14 protein-coding genes and 4 tRNA genes are annotated in these 16,614 nt (G+C 57.6%); 14 read left to right on the top strand and 4 right to left on the bottom strand.

Translation table 11 applies throughout. The features are described 5' to 3' along the window. Window positions 1-2 precede the first annotated feature (2 nt). Complete coding sequence (locus AAAT03_RS07460) at window positions 3-1,529, bottom strand: hypothetical protein (RefSeq protein WP_117773487.1); 1,527 nt, start codon at window positions 1,527-1,529, stop codon at window positions 3-5. A 156-nt stretch (window positions 1,530-1,685) separates the two neighbouring features. Here AAAT03_RS07460 and AAAT03_RS07465 point away from each other — a divergent pair, with 156 nt between their 5' ends. Both AAAT03_RS07465 and AAAT03_RS07470 read left to right on the top strand, forming a co-directional pair. Further along, a complete protein-coding gene (locus AAAT03_RS07465; protein WP_124785975.1) occupies window positions 1,686-2,339 on the top strand; it encodes a DUF1648 domain-containing protein in 654 nt (217 codons plus the stop codon). Between the two features lie 494 nt (window positions 2,340-2,833). Continuing rightward, window positions 2,834-3,256 (top strand): hypothetical protein, encoded by a 423-nt coding sequence (locus AAAT03_RS07470; protein WP_117773485.1) that lies wholly within the window; start codon window positions 2,834-2,836, stop codon window positions 3,254-3,256. Window positions 3,257-3,294: 38 nt separating this feature from the next. Here the strand turns inward: AAAT03_RS07470 and AAAT03_RS07475 are convergent, their stop codons facing one another. Then, window positions 3,295-3,873 carry a manganese efflux pump MntP family protein gene (locus AAAT03_RS07475; protein WP_349103009.1) on the bottom strand — a complete coding sequence of 193 codons (579 nt, stop codon included), beginning with the start codon at window positions 3,871-3,873 and terminating at the stop codon, window positions 3,295-3,297. Between the two features lie 358 nt (window positions 3,874-4,231). On the opposite strand from AAAT03_RS07475, the gene disA reads away from it, so the two are divergent. From disA to AAAT03_RS07510, 7 genes are all read left to right on the top strand, one after another. Beyond that, window positions 4,232-5,299 carry a DNA integrity scanning diadenylate cyclase DisA gene (gene disA, locus AAAT03_RS07480; RefSeq protein WP_089572525.1) on the top strand — a complete coding sequence of 356 codons (1,068 nt, stop codon included), beginning with the start codon at window positions 4,232-4,234 and terminating at the stop codon, window positions 5,297-5,299. Next, a complete protein-coding gene (gene ispD / locus AAAT03_RS07485) occupies window positions 5,299-6,027 on the top strand; it encodes a 2-C-methyl-D-erythritol 4-phosphate cytidylyltransferase (RefSeq protein ID WP_349103010.1) in 729 nt (242 codons plus the stop codon). The genes disA and ispD overlap by 1 nt, the downstream gene beginning before the upstream one ends. Further along, complete coding sequence (ispF, locus tag AAAT03_RS07490) at window positions 6,017-6,511, top strand: 2-C-methyl-D-erythritol 2,4-cyclodiphosphate synthase (protein ID WP_006234975.1); 495 nt, start codon at window positions 6,017-6,019, stop codon at window positions 6,509-6,511. The genes ispD and ispF overlap by 11 nt, the downstream gene beginning before the upstream one ends. Window positions 6,512-6,514: 3 nt before the next feature. After that, window positions 6,515-7,981, top strand: a complete 1,467-nt coding sequence (gene cysS / locus AAAT03_RS07495; RefSeq protein ID WP_349103011.1) for a cysteine--tRNA ligase — start codon at window positions 6,515-6,517, stop codon at window positions 7,979-7,981. Window positions 7,982-8,125: 144 nt separating this feature from the next. Further along, window positions 8,126-9,046 (top strand): 23S rRNA (guanosine(2251)-2'-O)-methyltransferase RlmB, encoded by a 921-nt coding sequence (gene rlmB / locus AAAT03_RS07500; protein ID WP_349103012.1) that lies wholly within the window; start codon window positions 8,126-8,128, stop codon window positions 9,044-9,046. Between the two features lie 3 nt (window positions 9,047-9,049). Further along, the gene (locus AAAT03_RS07505; RefSeq protein WP_006234978.1) at window positions 9,050-9,727 is read left to right on the top strand and encodes an NYN domain-containing protein; all 678 of its coding nucleotides are present in this window, start codon (window positions 9,050-9,052) and stop codon (window positions 9,725-9,727) included. Window positions 9,728-9,951: 224 nt separating this feature from the next. Beyond that, window positions 9,952-10,026 (top strand) — tRNA-Thr (locus tag AAAT03_RS07510). A gap of 533 nt (window positions 10,027-10,559) precedes the next feature. Here the strand turns inward: AAAT03_RS07510 and AAAT03_RS07515 are convergent. Both AAAT03_RS07515 and AAAT03_RS07520 read right to left on the bottom strand, forming a co-directional pair. Beyond that, window positions 10,560-11,960 (bottom strand): PTS transporter subunit EIIC, encoded by a 1,401-nt coding sequence (locus tag AAAT03_RS07515; protein WP_117646058.1) that lies wholly within the window; start codon window positions 11,958-11,960, stop codon window positions 10,560-10,562. A gap of 9 nt (window positions 11,961-11,969) precedes the next feature. After that, window positions 11,970-13,388: a glycoside hydrolase family 1 protein gene (locus AAAT03_RS07520; protein ID WP_117635377.1), complete on the bottom strand. Its 1,419-nt coding sequence runs from the start codon at window positions 13,386-13,388 to the stop codon at window positions 11,970-11,972. A 151-nt stretch (window positions 13,389-13,539) separates the two neighbouring features. Here AAAT03_RS07520 and AAAT03_RS07525 point away from each other — a divergent pair, with 151 nt between their 5' ends. From AAAT03_RS07525 to tuf, 5 genes are all read left to right on the top strand, one after another. Continuing rightward, the gene (locus AAAT03_RS07525) at window positions 13,540-14,373 is read left to right on the top strand and encodes a MurR/RpiR family transcriptional regulator (protein ID WP_164473278.1); all 834 of its coding nucleotides are present in this window, start codon (window positions 13,540-13,542) and stop codon (window positions 14,371-14,373) included. A gap of 431 nt (window positions 14,374-14,804) precedes the next feature. Beyond that, window positions 14,805-14,886 (top strand) — tRNA-Tyr (locus tag AAAT03_RS07530). Window positions 14,887-14,896: 10 nt separating this feature from the next. After that, window positions 14,897-14,972: transfer RNA gene (locus AAAT03_RS07535), tRNA-Thr, on the top strand. Between the two features lie 3 nt (window positions 14,973-14,975). Continuing rightward, window positions 14,976-15,052, top strand: a tRNA-Met gene (locus AAAT03_RS07540). Window positions 15,053-15,148: 96 nt separating this feature from the next. Beyond that, window positions 15,149-16,339, top strand: a complete 1,191-nt coding sequence (gene tuf, locus AAAT03_RS07545) for an elongation factor Tu (RefSeq protein WP_117563790.1) — start codon at window positions 15,149-15,151, stop codon at window positions 16,337-16,339. The last annotated feature ends 275 nt before the right edge of the window (window positions 16,340-16,614 follow it).

The following is a 16,614-nucleotide window of genomic DNA, read 5'->3' on the forward strand; positions in this document are numbered from 1 at the left end:
GGTCACTCGCCTCCCATGGAGGACAGAAGGGAGTCGAAGTCGAGGGCCTGGGGGCTTCCAGCCTCAAGGAGGGCGGAGCCTATCGCGGAGGTTCTGGTCGGCTCGTACAGCTGTTCCTTCTGCCCCCCGAGGTTGATGGCTCTCAGGTATTGGTTCCTGAGGTTGTTCGAGGGTGCCATGCCCCGGAACCCGATGTAGCGGTTGTTGGGGTTGGAGGTCGAGAAGACGAGGCATCCGACCGGGAGACATTCAAGCGCTCGCAGGTTGTGAGCGGTGAAGATGAGCTGGCCCTTGCCCTGCTCGGTCACGACTTCGAGGAGCTCGCCGAGCAGGAACTCGAACACTCCGGAGTCGATCTCGTCAACGACGAGACAGGCGCTGTCGTCATTGAAGACGTTTATCAGCCAGCCGAGCATCGATGCGATCTTCTTGATTCCTTCCGATTCTGTTCTGAAGGGGACGCGTACCCCCTGCCGGCATGATAGGAGCTCGACGCGCTCGCCCGGTGTGCCGTCTTCCATCGTTTCGCCGTGGAGGGTGTTCACTTGGATGCTGAGTCCCGGAACGATTGCCCCAAGCGCGCAGTTGATGGTCTCGACGGTCTTGCGGACCGAGTCGCAGACTTCTGAGGGGAGGACCGTTGTCTGATCGATAGGGAGTGACACGTCGCGGATGACAGGGGCCTTTCCGGCCTCCTCGGGTGACCATCCGCCTGTGCTGCTGCCCGGGGAGGCGAGGAGGAAGATGTTGAACGCCAGCGCCGCGCTTCGGCGCGTGTCACAGACCCTCATCTTATCGTCGGCGAACCTGTTCAGGAGCGTCGTGGAGTCCATGAGTGGAACCAATACGCTCTCGTACGCCGTCCTCGCCGCCTCGGATAGGGAGTTATTTCCGAGGCGCTCGAGATAGGACTTTCTCGCGGCGACCGCGAAGGCGACCATGGCGTTCGAGAACAGCTTCGAGGAGCCCTGCAGGTCGGGGGAGCGCCGTGCGACGGTGAGGTCGAGGTCGGCCTCCCTTCCGGCGAGATTTCTGAGTGCCCGCCACCTGTTGACGGGCTTCAGGTTCTGGCTGTCCTCGGTATCGGCCGCATCGTAGGCGGCGAGCCTTCTCTTGACGAGCCCCTCGGCGCGGACGGAGAGGTCCTCGGAGAGGAGGCGCGGTCTGTCGTCGAGCCTGTCGAAGGAGAACGAGTAGCAAACTGTGAAGGGCTTCCCGGCCGCTACGGTGCCGCCGAGCCCGCCTACGAAGCCGAGCGAGGAAGGGGAACCCTCCGTCACCTCGACCTCGATGCTGATTTTGGCGCACTCGGCAGAGGGGCCGATCAGATCGACGCTTTCACGGTCGAGCGGAAAGCCGCACATCAAATCCTGGACTCGCGCGAGGGATTCGACGACGGCGGTCTTGCCCGATCCGTTCTGACCGTATATTCCCATCACGCTGGAACCGAAGGGGCTGTCCTTGAAGCCGATCGTGCCGTTAGCAACGTTTTTCACATTTGAGAGCTCTATGGAGCGAATACGGATCATGGTGCCCTCCTTGAACACAATTTATATTACTATATATCGAATAATCGATATAAAATCAAGATAACAATTATTAAGAATGGAAATGAGATCAACCAATAATTAAAACAAATTTGCATTCAAGCTATTATTTTTACTTGATTTAAGACGGAGTGGAATGTGAGCGCACAAGGAGATGCGGAATCGATGAGAGCCTCGAAAAAAATTACTGCAGTGTTATCATCTTTCATCCTCTCCATTCTTCCATTTCTGATTCTATGGGCGGCTTGGTCAGCCCTCCCTGATACAATTCCCGCTCATTGGAGTGGGGGTGTGGTTGATCGATGGGGTAATAAGCTTGAATTGCTGGTTGTTCCGCTGTTTTCTCTGATTGGTTCTATTGCAATTTCTGTGTACCTTATTGTTTCCACGCGGCGAAGAGAGTTCGCGGATTTCTCTGTTCGAATGCGACGGGACTTTCTTGCGTGCTATATTTCTAGCCTTCTTTTATCGACAACCTGCTCAGTGATAATTGCCGTTTGGGTTCAGTTGATTCTTACGCAAAACACTGCGGTTGATGGGGGGCTTGGACTATCGATCCTGTATTCCCTTCCCGGGCTATATGTGATCTTGTGCGCTTTGCCGCCTTTTTATGCGAGCGGCGAGAGCAAAAAGGCAGAGCGCCTGATAACAGTTCTTATTGGCGGCGCGGAGATTGTTCTTTGTGGAATAGTGTTTGAAGGTTCGGCTGCCTCTTATGCGATGATTGGACTGATGATTCTGTTCTGTGCGTTTGAGATTGTGTCACAGGTAAGGGATAACCGGTCCTTATGAGTTGAATTACGCGCGTGCGGATATAAAGGTTGGCATGTTAAGCTGGTCGTTTTCTCGTTCTGGGACATTTGCAGTAGGATGAGTGGGACTAGGCGCGCTGCGGTGTGATGGTTGAGACTTGTATCGCTGCAATTCCGCTGATGCACATTTTGCTATTGGGCTTGAAGGTGGGACCGACAGGCCTTTGTTTGGGATGTTCTGGTCGTCCAACGCGTGTTGCACGGCTTTATATTGTTACGCTCGTTCGGCGCTCCGTTGGAGCATTTCCGGGTTTGTCGGCATCATGACTTGACCAAGTGACACGCTTGCCGGGACGGTTGTAACGCCGCGCCGGTTCCGTGTGCTCCTTCGTTGTTGGCCTGTCCAGCCGGGGGCGGATTCGGCCTCATGTTGTGGCGCACGGCCTTCAGGGGCTTCCCCTGGCGAGCTATGTTCGTCCGTATGGGTAAGGGTCGGTTTGAGCTGACAATCCCGTGCCGGAAGAGGCTTGCACCATGCGTACGATGATAGAGATTGAGTGGCTGGACGGCCGTATGACGAAGGTGCCGGAGCTCGTCCTGGGCGATGCGTTCGGCGAGAGCGTCCAGGCGGAGCTCGATTTCGGGTTCGATGACGTGTCGGAGGGCCTTTGGGTCGAGGTGCGCCATCACGAGCCGGATGAGGGCTCGGGCGGCGACCCGCGCGGGAGGGGCTGCGCGCTGTACGCGGACTGCCGGTGCAGCCTGGTCGAACCGTCGGACCTCGAGCGCGTCTTCTGCATCCTTTACGAGGGGCAGCCGAGGGTCTGCCGCGTCGCGGGGGAGCTAGGGGTCCCCGTGTCGGCGGTGAACGCGGCCGCTGCGTGGGAATCCGGGATGGGGGCGGGTTTCGAAACGCCTGCGGAGGGGAGAACCCCGTTGGGCGGGGACTATTCGTGATGCTACTGGCGTTGAGTTTTGAGCGATTGCGTTTGGCGTTACAGCGCCAAAATCCCCAGATGCTCAAGCAAGATCTTAAGCCCGATGAGGATGAGCACGATGCCGCCCACGATGGTGGCAGGTTTTTCGTAGCGCGCGCCAAAGGTGTGGCCGATCGCTACGCCGGCGATGGAGAAGATAAACGTTGTGACGCCGATAAGCGATACAGCGGGAACGATGTCAACCGAGAGCGCCGCAAATGAGATGCCTACGGCTAGGGCGTCGATTGAGGTGGCGATGGCGAGGATCAGGTACTCGCCCAGGTCAATCTTTTCGGCATCCTTGCCGTCGCCTTCATTCTCGTCCTCGGTAAAGGCTTCCCACAGCATTTTGCCGCCGATAAAGGCCAAAAGGATAAAGGCGATCCAATGGTCGATGGGTCCGATGATGCCCATGAGCTGGCTGCCGAGCGCCCATCCGATTACGGGCATGCCGGCCTGAAACCCGCCAAAGAACAGGCCGAGCACCACGGCGACTTTAAGGTTGATCTTTTTCATGCCGAGACCCTTGCAGATGGAAACGGCAAAAGCGTCCATCGAAAGGCCAACAGCGAGCAACACGAGCTCTGCGAGTCCCATAGTCTGGCTCCCTCTCTGCGGGCAGGCCCGCGTGTACCTTTTGGGGGAGTAACAAAAAAGACCCGTGGCGTACGCGTTGCGCGCACAGCCACGAGTCTCGTTCATTAAGGCAAGCCAGGCCGCATCGGCCAGTGTGTTGACTTACCGCGCCACCGGAGGCGAACCCGGCTACGCGACTACTCCCTCATTCATGTGAATCCCGATGCTACCACATAAGCAGCTCATTTGGGTTGGGGCTCTTTTGACTACCCCAGCGGTGTTCGCTCATTCTGTAAGCATCGGATTTCGCAAGCGCTGCGGGGACAAACCGTGAGAAACTATTTAGCGTTTATGGAGCGTATACGATGGGAGCGATGCCTTGGATAAGAACGAGCTGCAAAAGCGTATGGAACAGGCTATTCGCCTGACTGCCCCCGGTCAGCCGATCCGCACCGCCCTCGACATGATCATTGCTGGTCACCTGGGCGCCCTTATCTGCGTCGGTGACACCGAAAACGTGCTCGCTGCTGGTAACGACGGCTTCCCGCTCAACATTTCGTTTACCTCGAATCGTCTGTTCGAGCTCTCCAAGATGGACGGCGCCATCGTTATCGATGGCGACCTCACCCAGATCCTGCGCGCCAACTTCCACCTCAATCCCGATCCCTCGCTCGCCACGAGCGAGACGGGCATGCGTCACCGTACCGCCGCTCGCATGTCGGTGCTTACCGACGCCATCGTGATTTCGGTCTCGGCCCGTCGTGCCGTCGTCAACGTGTACGTCCACGGTAAGAGCTACGAGATCCAGCCCGTCACCACCATCATGAGCTCGGTCAACCAGCTCGTCGCCACGCTCCAGACCACCCGCCAGTCGCTCGATCGCTCCCTGTTGCGTCTGACGGCCCTCGAGCTCGATGACTACGTTACGCTCGCCGACATCACCGGCATTTTCTCGAGTTTCGAGATCATGCAGCAGGCAAAGACTGAGCTTAAGGATTGCATTGTCAAGCTGGGCAACCAGGGCAAGCTCGTGCAGATGCAGCTCGAGCAGCTCGCCGGCTCCAGCATGGATACCGAGTACGACCTGATGATTCGCGACTACGCGAGCGATTCCTCCGAGGCCAATGCCGAAAAGATCCGCGCCAACCTGAGCCGCATGACGCCTAAGGACCTGTCCGACCCGCAGCATGTGGCGGCAGTTCTGGGCTACGACGACCTGGACGAGGACTCCGTCATGACACCGCTGGGCCTGCGCACGCTTTCGCGCGTGTCCGTCGTGCGCGACGGCGTGGCCGAGAAGATCGTCGACGAGTATGGATCGCTGCAGGAGCTCATGGACGACATCAGCGAGGATCCGGAGCGCCTGGGCGACTTTGGCGTTAACAACCCTGCCATTCTTGCGGACTCCCTGTACCGCATGAAGGGCACCAAACAGGGGAACGCATAATGGCGCCCGTATGCGCCGTGGTCGTTGCCGGTGGCAGCGGCCAGCGCTTTGGTAACCCCGGTGGCAAGCAGCTCGTCAATGTAGCGGGCCGTCCGCTTATGAGCTGGTCCATCCGCGCATTTGACCGTAGCGATAAGGTCGGCCACATTGTCGTGGTTTGCCCTGCCGAGCGCCGTGCCGAGATGCGCCGCCTGGCCATCGACCCGTTTGGCTATGACACGCCCATCAGCTTTGCCGATGCCGGCGATACCCGCCAGGATTCCACCCGTGCCGGCGTGCATGCGGTTCCGGCGGGTTTCGAATATGTCGCCATCCACGACGGCGCCCGTCCGCTCATCACGACCGAGGCCATCGATCATGCGATCGACGTGCTTGTGGGCGACCGTGCCCTCGATGGTGTCGTGTGCGGTCAGCCCGCGATCGACACGCTCAAGATTGTCGACGGTGACAACATCGTCGAGACGCCGCCGCGCGAGCTGTACTGGGCCGCGCAGACGCCGCAGATCTTTAGCGTCGACGCCATGAAGCGCGCCCATGCCACGGCGATTGCTGAGGGCTTTATCGGCACGGACGATTCGTCACTGGTCGAGCGCATGGGCGGGCGCGTCCGCTGTGTCCAGAGCCCGCGCGATAACCTTAAGGTGACGGTGCCCGAGGACCTGCGTCCCGTAACCGCGATTCTGCTTGGCCGCATGGCCGAGGGAGAGGACCTTCCCCATGTTCAGTAACCTGCGCATTGGCCACGGCTACGACGTCCACCGTTTGGTGGAGGGGCGTCGATGTATCATCGGCGGGGTTGACATTCCCTACGAGCGCGGCCTGCTGGGCCACTCGGATGCCGATGTGCTCGCGCATGCCTTGGCCGACGCCATTCTGGGCGCCTGCCGCGGGGGAGACATCGGCAAGCTATTCCCCGACACCGATCCCGCCTACGAGGGTGCCGATTCGATGGTGCTGCTCGCTCGCGTGATGGACTATGCGCGCGAGCTTGGCTTTGAGTTTGTCGATGCCGATTGCACCATTGCCTGTCAGCAGCCCAAGATCACTCCGCACCGCGATGCCATGCGCGCCAACCTTGCCCATGCCCTGGGCGTTGACGTCGAAAACGTGGGCGTCGCCGCCACTACGACCGAAAAGCTCGGTTGGGAAGGCCAGGGCGAGGGAATCGGTGCCTGGGCCGTCTGCCTGCTACAGAAAACCGTTAAGGAGTAACGAATGCGTATCTACAACAGCGCTACCCATAAAAAGGAAGAGTTCCAGCCCATCGAGTCCGGCAAGGTCCGCATGTACGTGTGCGGCCCCACGGTCTACGACAACATCCACATCGGCAATGCCCGCACGTTCATCAGCTTTGACGTGATTCGTCGCTGGCTCATCGCGAGCGGCTACGAGGTCACGTTCGCCCAGAACCTCACCGATGTCGACGACAAGATCATCAAGCGCGCCAACGAGCAGGGCCGTACGGCTGCCGAGGTCGCGACGGAGTTCTCCGACAAGTTCATCGGCGTCATGCGTGCCGCCAACGTGCTCGATCCCGATGTGCGCCCCCGCGCCACCAAAGAGATCGGCCCCATGATCGCCATGATCAAGACGCTCATCGAGCAGGGCCACGCCTACGCCGCCGATAACGGCGACGTGTACTTTGCCGTGCGCAGCGATTCCAACTATGGTCAGGTCTCGGGCCGCAACATCGACGACCTTATGGTTGGCGCGCGCATCGAGGAGAACGAGGACAAGAACGACCCGCTCGACTTTGCCCTGTGGAAGGCTGCCAAGCCCGGCGAGCCCAGCTGGCCGAGCCCCTGGGGCGAGGGCCGTCCCGGTTGGCACACCGAGTGCGCCGCCATGGTGCATCGCTACCTGGGCACCCCGATCGACATCCACGGCGGCGGCTCCGACCTTGCCTTCCCGCATCACGAGAACGAGTGCGCCCAGGCCACCTGCGCCTGGCACCAGGGCTTCTCCAACACCTGGATGCACACGGGCATGCTGCTGGTAGACGGCGAGAAAATGTCCAAGTCGCTCGGCAACTTCTTTACGCTGGCCGAGGTCCTCGAGCAGCACTCCGCTGCCGCCCTGCGCCTGCTGATGCTGCAGACGAGCTATCGCTCGCCGCTCGACTTCTCTTGGGAGCGCCTGGAGGGTGCCGAGAACTCGCTCACGCGTATCGCCGGTACGGTCGAGAACCTGCGCTGGGCCGCGAACCATGCGACGGCCGATGCCGATGAGGCAGCATCCGAGGCGTTTGCCGCCAAGGCCGCCGAGACCCGTGCCACCTTTAAGGAGTGCATGGACGACGACTTTAATACCGCCGGTGCCATGGGCGCCGTCTTTGGCTTTGTGACCGAGTGCAACCAGTACCTGGAGCAGGCGGGCGACGCTGCCGACAAAGCCGCCGCGCTTGCTGCCGCCGATACGCTGGTCGAGCTGCTCGATACGTTTGGCGTTGAGCTCCCCGAGCCCAAGGTCGAGTTGCCGCTGGGCCTGCTGGGCGTTGCCGCCGGCCTGGTCGCCTACACGGGTGAAGACGTGGACGAGGCCGCTGCCAAGATTCTCGAGGCCCGCGCCGAGGCCCGCGCCGCCAAGAACTGGGATCTGGCCGACGCCATCCGCGACCAGCTCAAGGACCTCGGGCTGACGATTGAAGATACCGCCGCCGGCACTCGTATTAAGACTCTCTAGTTATTTGTCGACCGTTCGAGGTGCGGCAGATTGCCTTGAAAGAGGAGGGCATAGACCTGGTGGTCATGCCTGACGATTGAAAGGCAAGGTGCCGTGGCTCGGACGGTCGATTCTTGTTCGTTATCTATTTAAGGAGGCCGCTTTATGGCCGACAATCGCAAGCGTGCACCGCGTGGAGGCAAGCAGACTGCTTCTGGCTCGCGTCCGATTCGCCGCAACGACCGCGCTGCCGCTCCCAAGGGCCAGCGCGAGCGCTCCCAAGCCCAGGCTGCGCGTCCGCAGCGCGATCGCAACCGCGACAATGTTCAGGTCCCCAAGGGCGAGTTTATCGAAGGCCGTCGTGCTGCCGCCGAGGCGCTACGCACTGGTTTTCCCATCAAGTGCGCGCTCATCGCCGAGGGCGGGGAGCGCGATGCCGCCTTGTCGCGCCTGGTCGACGACCTCAACGCCGCAGGCGTCCACATTAAGTATGTGCCGCGCGCGCAGCTCGATGCGCTGTCGAGCCATGGCGCTCACCAGGGCATTGCGCTCGAGGTGGGTAATTTCCCCTATGCCGATGTTGCCGATATCCTCGACCGTGCGGGCGACGGTCCGGCGCTCGTCATCGTGCTCGACCACGTGACCGACGACGGTAACTTTGGCGCTATCGTGCGCTCCGCCGAGGTTGTGGGCGCGGCCGGCGTCGTCATCGCCAATAAGCGTGCTGCCGGCGTGACCGTGGGCAGCTACAAGACCTCTGCCGGCGCCGTCATGCACCTGCCTATCGCGCAGGTGCCCAACATCGCCCGTGCGCTCGATGACCTCAAGGCCGCTGGCTTTTGGGTGGGCGGTGCCTCCGAGCACGCCGAGGGCAGTTGCTGGGATGCTCCCTTCGAGGGCCGCGTTGCGCTCGTCATGGGTTCCGAGGGCGATGGCATCTCGCGTCTGGTGCTCGAGAAATGTGACTTTTTGACCAAGCTTCCCCAGCGCGGCATGACCGAGAGTCTCAACGTGGCCCAGGCGACCACCGCGCTGTGCTTTGAGTGGCTGCGCCGCAATGCCGGCGAGCTCATGGGGGAGGAGTAGCGCATGTCAAAGAAGAACCGCGCCAAGTCCAAGGCCAAGCGCTTTGGCGAGGGCTCGGCCAAGCCGATTGTTTCGGCCGCGACCTATGGCGTGGGCGGCAATGCGTTTGCGCAGGCTATCGCCGATCCGGTCTCGACGGTGCACTCCAATAAGCCCGAGCTGCTGGTGGTCGACGGCTACAACGTGATCCACTGCACGCCGCGCTACGAAAAGCTTGTCTACGACCATTCCGACGATCCGTATTCCAGCGACGTCCACGATATGGCGCGCACCGCGCTCATCAACGATGTTGCGGCGTTTGCCCAGGGCCGCTACGAGGCCGTGATCGTGTTCGACGGTGCGGGCAATATCTCCAGCGAGCGCCCTAATCTGCCTGCCCGCGGCGTGCGTATCGAGTTCTCGCCGACGGGCGTATCGGCCGATACCGTGGTGCAGAAGCTCTGCATCGAGGCGCGCGAGGAAGGCCGCGCGTGCTCCGTGGTGTCGAGTGACGGCACGATCCAGGCCGTCGTCATGGGCAAGGGCGTAACGCGCATCTCGAGCCGTATGCTGGTGGACGAGATCAAGCAGATCGATAACGACGTTCACGAGGCAGAGGAAGCTCCGCAGATCAAGATGACTCTGGGCAGTCGCCTGAGCCCCGATGCCCTGGCCAAGCTCAAGGCCCTTCGTGGGAGGTAGGGGAGTATCTGTAGAGACCAGCAATTCGGCTGGTCAATTCACTGGCTTGTAGTTATTGGGTTGTGGACTTGTCATCGCCAAAACGAATAGTTTTTTGTTTTGGCGAACAGATAAAACTATTCGTTCTGGCGAATAGTTTTGAGATGTGGTCGGTCGAAGGGCCTGTTGCGCCCCATCCTCAATTCCTTTATCCTTAACAGGCTTCGCGCGAAAGCGCCAAGTGTGCCAGTGTGGCGCAACGGTAGCGCAACTGATTTGTAATCAGTGGGTTGCAGGTTCGATTCCTGTCACTGGCTCCATGAGAGTTTCGGGCTCTGTCTCTATATGGGACAGAGCCCGTTTCTATTTAGGTGGTGCGCCATCGGGTTAGCGCCCATCCCGTTTTTGGTTTGTCTCGTCCTCCAGTTTGTCTAAATCTGTAACACCAAGACCGATATTCGGCATCTAACTGTTACAGATTGAGATGAAACTTAGGGTGTTTTAGGAATATCTTGATCTGTAACATGTAGAAGCGGAATAGGCCTCTTGCTGTTGCAGATCGAGACAAGGGCGGGCGCGGATCTGGATGTCCTGCTCGAGCGTGGATTTCTGGATACGCGAGCGAAGAAAATCTCCCGACCGGAGAACGAGCGTGGATAATTAACTTGGATAGGGAGCTAAGGTAAACACCGATTGTCTATCGACGGCTTTAGAAACAACGGCCCCGATTTCATTGTGGAATCGGGGCCGTTTCTGCCTCAGGAATCCGAATGGATTAATCGAGCTCCTAAGGAACTTCTTGGGTTCTTGCTAATGGTCTGCCGAGGATGTCCCCAATGCAAACAGCGGGCATCTACTCAATATAGCTGGGGTTCTTCTTGATGATCACGCGTGCAGCGATGAAGGAGACGACGATGGCGATGATGGCGACAACGCATGCCAGCACGAAGTTACCCATGGACCCATCGGGAGCGATAAAGATGAGTGCCGAAAGAAGGCCGGGGCATGCTCCCGCAACATACTCTTTCAGAACAAAGATGCCTGCAGGGAGTCCAGCGCAGAGCGCGCCGATTGCCGTGCCGACAAGCAGGCGGGGACGCTCGATGAGGCAACCGTAGAACGCGGGCTCGGTTACGCCACAGAGTGCGGTGACGGCAACCGTGGTGACCATACCCCTCTTCTCTTTGTTTCCCTTCATGGCAGTTGCCAGGGCGAGGCTCGTGCCGCCAATGCAGAGGTTCGAGATGAATCCAAAGATAATGGGTGCCCAACCGAGCTGCGCCAGGCTCGTAACTTCGATTGCGATGTAAGCCTTATCGAGACCGAGCATGACGAAATAGGGGTTAAGGGCTGCCAGGATCGGAGTAGCGATAAATGCCACGTTGTCCATAAGCCACGTGACGGCATCGCTCAGCGCGTAGCCCATCATGCTGCCGGCGGGGCCAAGGATAATAAGCTCGACGGGCACGACGATGATCATGGTGAGCAGCGGCTTCAAGAACAGTTTGGTAACGTCGGGAATAATCTTCTGAAGGCCGCGGTCGACAAAGTACATGAATACAACGCCCAGTACGATGGGCACTACCGTACTCGAATAGTCGTTCGTCGGGATGGGAATACCAAGAAAGTCGAGACCCTCGGCACCGCTAATGGACGAGCTGATCATGATCGCGCCCAGCAATGCGCCCATGATGGGCTGCATCTTCATGACGGCCGCGAGCTGATAACCAAGATAAACGGGTAAGAAGCTAAACGAAGCGCTAAAGATCGCCAACAGGACCTGGGCGGTTCCGCTATCGGTGCTCAATCCGCAATAATTGACCAGGAGATTCTTGATCGAAAGAATGAGTCCGCCAACGATGAGCGCCGGGACGATGGGCATGAATACCTGTGCAGAGACGTTCCCGAATTTCTCAATCAAGCCCATGGCGGTGTTACCGCTTTTAATGCCTTCTGCAAGGTCTTTGGCGGTTTGGGCATCGTCGGCAACCGTGCCACCGCCGACTTCGATTCCCGCGAAGTCGAGGAAGTCGTTGTAAGCCTCGGTGACGTTGGGGCCGATGATCACCTGAAGCTGGCCACCGCTGACTACTGCCCCGAGCGCCTGATCGGCCGATTTGGCGAGCTGGAGATCGATGATCGAGGTGTCTCGTGCGTCGATGCGAAGGCGCGTCGCACAATGAGTTACCGATGTAATGTTCTCTTTGCCGCCAACAGCCTTTAGGACTGTTTCGGACATTGCCTGATATTTCATCTCTTTCTCCTAACCTTCCTGCTCCTGATACTTCGAGATAAGGTCTCGGTACCAATACCAGCTCTTTTTGGGGGTGCGCTCCAGATTGTTCTCGAAGTCGATATGGACAAGTCCGTATCGTTTTTCGTAGCCGTTGATCCAGCTATACAGATCCATCGTCGACCAGAGGTAGTAGCCCTCAACGCGCGCGCCGTCGCGCTTAGCCCTCATCATGTGCTCGATGAACTGGCCCAGAAGCTCGATGCGGTCATCATCGTGGATCATTCCGTCTGCGTCTGGTTGCTCATAGGCGCCATGTCCGTTTTCCGTAATAAAGATGCGGGGCGCGTCATAGCGCTCGTGGACATCCATGATGGTTGAATACATGCAACCTGGGAGTATTTCGCGGCCCCATTTATTGCGGGGAACATTGCTGTCGCGGGCGCTTTCAAACAAGGGCGCAATGCATTTTCCTTCGACCTTTTTGCTCGAACCGCCCTTATTGTTCGCCGAAACGGCAAGCTCTCCACCGTGCCAGTCGGTTACATACTCTCGGCAATACACGTTGAGTCCAATAAAATCGACTTTACCGTCTCTGAATTCTTCTACGTCATTTGGGGATCGATAGAGCGAGACGCCAAGTTTTTCAAGGATTTCGTCCATTTCTGGCGGCAGTTGACCCTGAAGCGCTGGTGCCAGAATCATGCGATTGGCGAAAAAGTCTGCGTATCGAAATACGTCATCAGGGTGCTCGGTTGCCGGGTCGAGTTCGACAACGCCGCCATCGTGGACGGCGCCGATGATGCCGTCGTAGCCCATTTGACGATATGTTCGGACTGCGAGTGCGCTTGCGCGCATCAGGTTGTACTGAAACTGCATGTACGACTGAACGTCGAGCGATCGATTGGGGGGATAGTTGCCCAACATGTTTACGCAGTAGCTGTAGAAATGCGGCTCGTTAACGGTAGCCCAGATTTTGACGCGGTCTCCAAAGCGCTCAAAGCAAATCTTGGCGTATTTGCAGAACCACTCTGCCATGTCATTGTTCAGCCATCCGCCTTTGCAAGCAAGCGTGAATGGCAGATCGTAATGGAACAGCGTAACGTTGGGCTCTATGCCATTTTCGAGGCAGCAATCAATGACCCGATTATAAAAATCGATACCCTCTTCATTCACTTCGCCGATACCCGTGGGGATGATTCGACTCCATGAAAGAGAGAAGCGATAGGTGTTTTGTCCGCCTTCTTTCATCATGCGGATATCTTCTTCATAGCGATGGTAGAAGTCGCAAGATACATCACCGTCAACATGGTTGATGTTCTTATTGCTTGTGTGGCTAAAGAAATCCCACTCGCCAAGGCCTTTGCCGTCTTCGTTCCAGGCACCCTCGCACTGATAAGACGCCGTGGCGGAACCCCAGAGAAACGGCATGTTGTTCACGTTGCCCATGAATCCCCTTTCCATCATTCAACACGGTGGATACGTGTGGCGGAATTACGATTAAGATGACGTCAACTGATTTGAATCATAGGAGAACGACCAAAGCTGTTTGATTCAATAAATGAACTATGATTTCGAGGAGAGCGGAAAGAGGGATCACGTGAATATCAATGACTTCGATGTGCTCAATCGCATTAGCTCCATCATCAACAGCGAGTTTGGGTCAAACGATGCCGCCATCGCTCGATATCTCGTCGCTCACATTAGGCGTTCGAGCGAAATCAATGTTGCCGCAATAACCCGCGATGCATTCGTGACCCGTTCCGCTGTTCGTCGTTTCTGCAATCGATTGGGCTACCAGTCTCTTAGCGATTTGAAAGAATCATTTACTCAATCAGTCTTTCCAAGCGACTTAAGCCATCGAGAGGAGGAATTTGGCTACGAGGAGTACAGGGCAGAGCTCGACGTTCGCATGATCGAGATGTTCGCTGAGGTTGAAAGCGGCGTGTCCGATATTGCTATTAAGCACCTTGCCGACGAAATTGATGGCCATAAAAACGTTGAAATCTGGTGCACCAATAATGTGAGCGCCAATCTCGTACGATTTCAGCAGGAAATGTTTTATGCGGGCAAGATAGTTCGCATAGTTGCTGGGGCTAACGTCGCGGAATTGAAAAACATGGGAGATGCTTCGCAGTCATTGATAATTCTCGTATCGGTCTCCGGGCTATTTGCGTCACAGGCGCGTGAGTATCTTGATTGCCGTTCGGGCAGGAAGATTCTAATTACTGCGTTTAGCAACGATGACAAATCGAGGTCTTTTGACCGTATATATCGTCTTGGTAATGCGGGAAACGGAATTGACCGACTCGGCGTTTATTCGAAATATGCCATGACTTATTTCTTCGACTTGCTATCGTCGTGTTACTTGAGTCGCTACCCCTGCACCAAGGGTGAGCCGCTCTATGGGTCTACTTTGGCCTGGCCCGAGTAGTTGCGGCTCTATAGTTCTCCCGTCTGGAGAATGAGCGTGGATAATCTGCCACTTTGGCCTTGGGGGCACACCAAAAGTGGGAGATTATCCACGCTCGATTTCAAACGGGAGATTATCCACGCTCGATCGATCCAGGGAAGCCCGATCTCGACCTATATATAGGTGCAAATGAGTCGTTATCGAAGTTCGTTCCAGCCAGCGTACTCCACTACGACAAAGTGTTCCCTCGGGAAATGTTACCGCTACATGCAAATCCAGCGTCCTTCATATCCAAACTCAACAAAACCGCAGGTCACGGGGCTATAGATACGCCCGGGGCCGTGTATCTAGAGGTTTTCGTTGACAGCCCCCAAGGTTGCATCGTATTATCTTTTTCGTTCGCGGGGGCGGCGGTCCAAAAGACCAAAGGACCTGCGGATACTTGAACGATTGGGAGTTTGCCCGAGTGGTTAATGGGGACGGGCTGTAAACCCGTTGGCTCTGCCTACATAGGTTCGAATCCTATAGCTCCCACCCGTCAAGTGCCTGTATAGCTCAGTCGGTAGAGCACTTCGTTGGTAACGAAGAGGTCACCAGTTCAAGTCTGGTTGCAGGCTCCATCCGGCGGTGTAGCTCAGTTGGTTAGAGCACACGGTTCATACCCGTGGCGTCACTGGTTCGAATCCAGTCACCGCTACCATAGGTAACACGGTGGCTTCTCAATAGTATGTTGAGAGGCCACTATGGTATAAAGGCAAAGTCCCGTCCGGGGACGACCTGTTTAGAGGAGGGCTTTATGGCCAAAGAGAAGTTTGAGCGCACTAAGCCGCATGTTAACATCGGCACCATTGGTCACGTCGACCACGGCAAGACCACGCTGACCGCTGCCATCACCAAGGTTCTCTCCGAGACCGAGGGCTGCAAGGCTGACTTCACTGCGTTCGAGAACATCGACAAGGCTCCCGAGGAGCGCGAGCGCGGCATTACGATCTCTGTCTCCCACGTCGAGTACGAGACTGCTGCCCGTCACTACGCTCACGTTGACTGCCCGGGCCACGCTGACTACGTCAAGAACATGATCTCCGGTGCTGCTCAGATGGACGGCGCTATCCTGGTCATCGCCGCTACCGACGGCCCCATGGCTCAGACCCGCGAGCACATCCTGCTCGCCCGTCAGGTCGGCGTTCCTTACATCGTCGTCTTCCTGAACAAGTGCGACATGGTTGACGATGACGAGCTCATCGACCTCGTCGAGATGGAGACCCGTGAGCTCCTCTCCGAGTACGATTTCCCCGGCGACGACATCCCCGTCATCCGTGGTTCCGCTCTGGGCGCTCTCGAGGGCGACGCCAAGTGGATGGACGCTATCCGCGAGCTCATGAACGCCGTCGACGAGTACATCCCGACGCCTGCTCGTAACAACGACCTCCCGTTCCTGATGGCCGTTGAGGACGTTATGACCATCTCCGGCCGTGGTACTGTTGCTACCGGCCGTGTCGAGCGCGGTGAGCTCAAGCTCAACGAGCCCGTCGAGATCGTCGGCATCAAGGATACCCAGAACACCGTCGTTACCGGTATCGAGATGTTCCGTAAGTCCATGGACTTCTGCGAGGCTGGAGACAACGTCGGTCTGCTGCTCCGCGGCATCAAGCGCGAGGACATCGAGCGCGGCCAGGTTCTCTGCAAGCCCGGTTCGGTTACCCCGCACACCAAGTTCACCGGCGAGATCTACGTTCTGACCAAGGAGGAGGGCGGCCGTCACACCCCGTTCTTCGATGGTTATCGTCCTCAGTTCTACTTCCGTACCACCGACGTTACCGGTACGGTCAAGCTCCCCGAGGGCACCGAGATGGCTATGCCTGGTGACCACATCACCATCGAGGGCGACCTCATCCACCCGATCGCCATGGAGGAGGGCCTGCGCTTCGCTATCCGCGAGGGTGGCCACACCGTCGGTTCGGGCATCGTCTCCACGATCATTGAGTAAATTAGCTCTTTGATATAGCTGACTTAGAGAACCCGGCACTTATATGGGTGCCGGGTTCTTTTCTGCAATGGATATTGAGCCGTTGCTGGTGTCGAGAGGATCGATAATGGTCCTGGGCGCACCGTCGATTAGCTCTCGATGGCTTCATTGATGTGTTCCAAATATGAATGGATCCACCGAGAACCAATTGACTCGAGGTTTTCGTTGACAGCACTTACATAGAGCTGGTAAAGTACCAACTCGTGCCCGTACGGGGCGGAAATGAAAGGTTCAGG

This window comes from Collinsella sp. CLA-AA-H167 (assembly GCF_040095305.1).
Classification (GTDB): Bacteria; Actinomycetota; Coriobacteriia; order Coriobacteriales; family Coriobacteriaceae; genus Collinsella.

What these genes read in the sequence shown, in the direction of transcription:
- AAAT03_RS07460 (WP_117773487.1), bottom strand. Translation starts at nt 1,529, where the DNA reads ATGATCCGTATTCGCTCCATAGAGCTCTCAAATGTGAAAAACGTTGCT.
- AAAT03_RS07470 (WP_117773485.1), top strand. Translation starts at nt 2,834, where the DNA reads ATGCGTACGATGATAGAGATTGAGTGGCTGGACGGCCGTATGACGAAG.
- AAAT03_RS07475 (WP_349103009.1), bottom strand. Translation starts at nt 3,873, where the DNA reads ATGGGACTCGCAGAGCTCGTGTTGCTCGCTGTTGGCCTTTCGATGGAC.
- ispD (WP_349103010.1), top strand. Translation starts at nt 5,299, where the DNA reads ATGGCGCCCGTATGCGCCGTGGTCGTTGCCGGTGGCAGCGGCCAGCGC.
- ispF (WP_006234975.1), top strand. Translation starts at nt 6,017, where the DNA reads ATGTTCAGTAACCTGCGCATTGGCCACGGCTACGACGTCCACCGTTTG.
- cysS (WP_349103011.1), top strand. Translation starts at nt 6,515, where the DNA reads ATGCGTATCTACAACAGCGCTACCCATAAAAAGGAAGAGTTCCAGCCC.
- rlmB (WP_349103012.1), top strand. Translation starts at nt 8,126, where the DNA reads ATGGCCGACAATCGCAAGCGTGCACCGCGTGGAGGCAAGCAGACTGCT.
- AAAT03_RS07505 (WP_006234978.1), top strand. Translation starts at nt 9,050, where the DNA reads ATGTCAAAGAAGAACCGCGCCAAGTCCAAGGCCAAGCGCTTTGGCGAG.
- AAAT03_RS07515 (WP_117646058.1), bottom strand. Translation starts at nt 11,960, where the DNA reads ATGAAATATCAGGCAATGTCCGAAACAGTCCTAAAGGCTGTTGGCGGC.
- AAAT03_RS07520 (WP_117635377.1), bottom strand. Translation starts at nt 13,388, where the DNA reads ATGGGCAACGTGAACAACATGCCGTTTCTCTGGGGTTCCGCCACGGCG.
- tuf (WP_117563790.1), top strand. Translation starts at nt 15,149, where the DNA reads ATGGCCAAAGAGAAGTTTGAGCGCACTAAGCCGCATGTTAACATCGGC.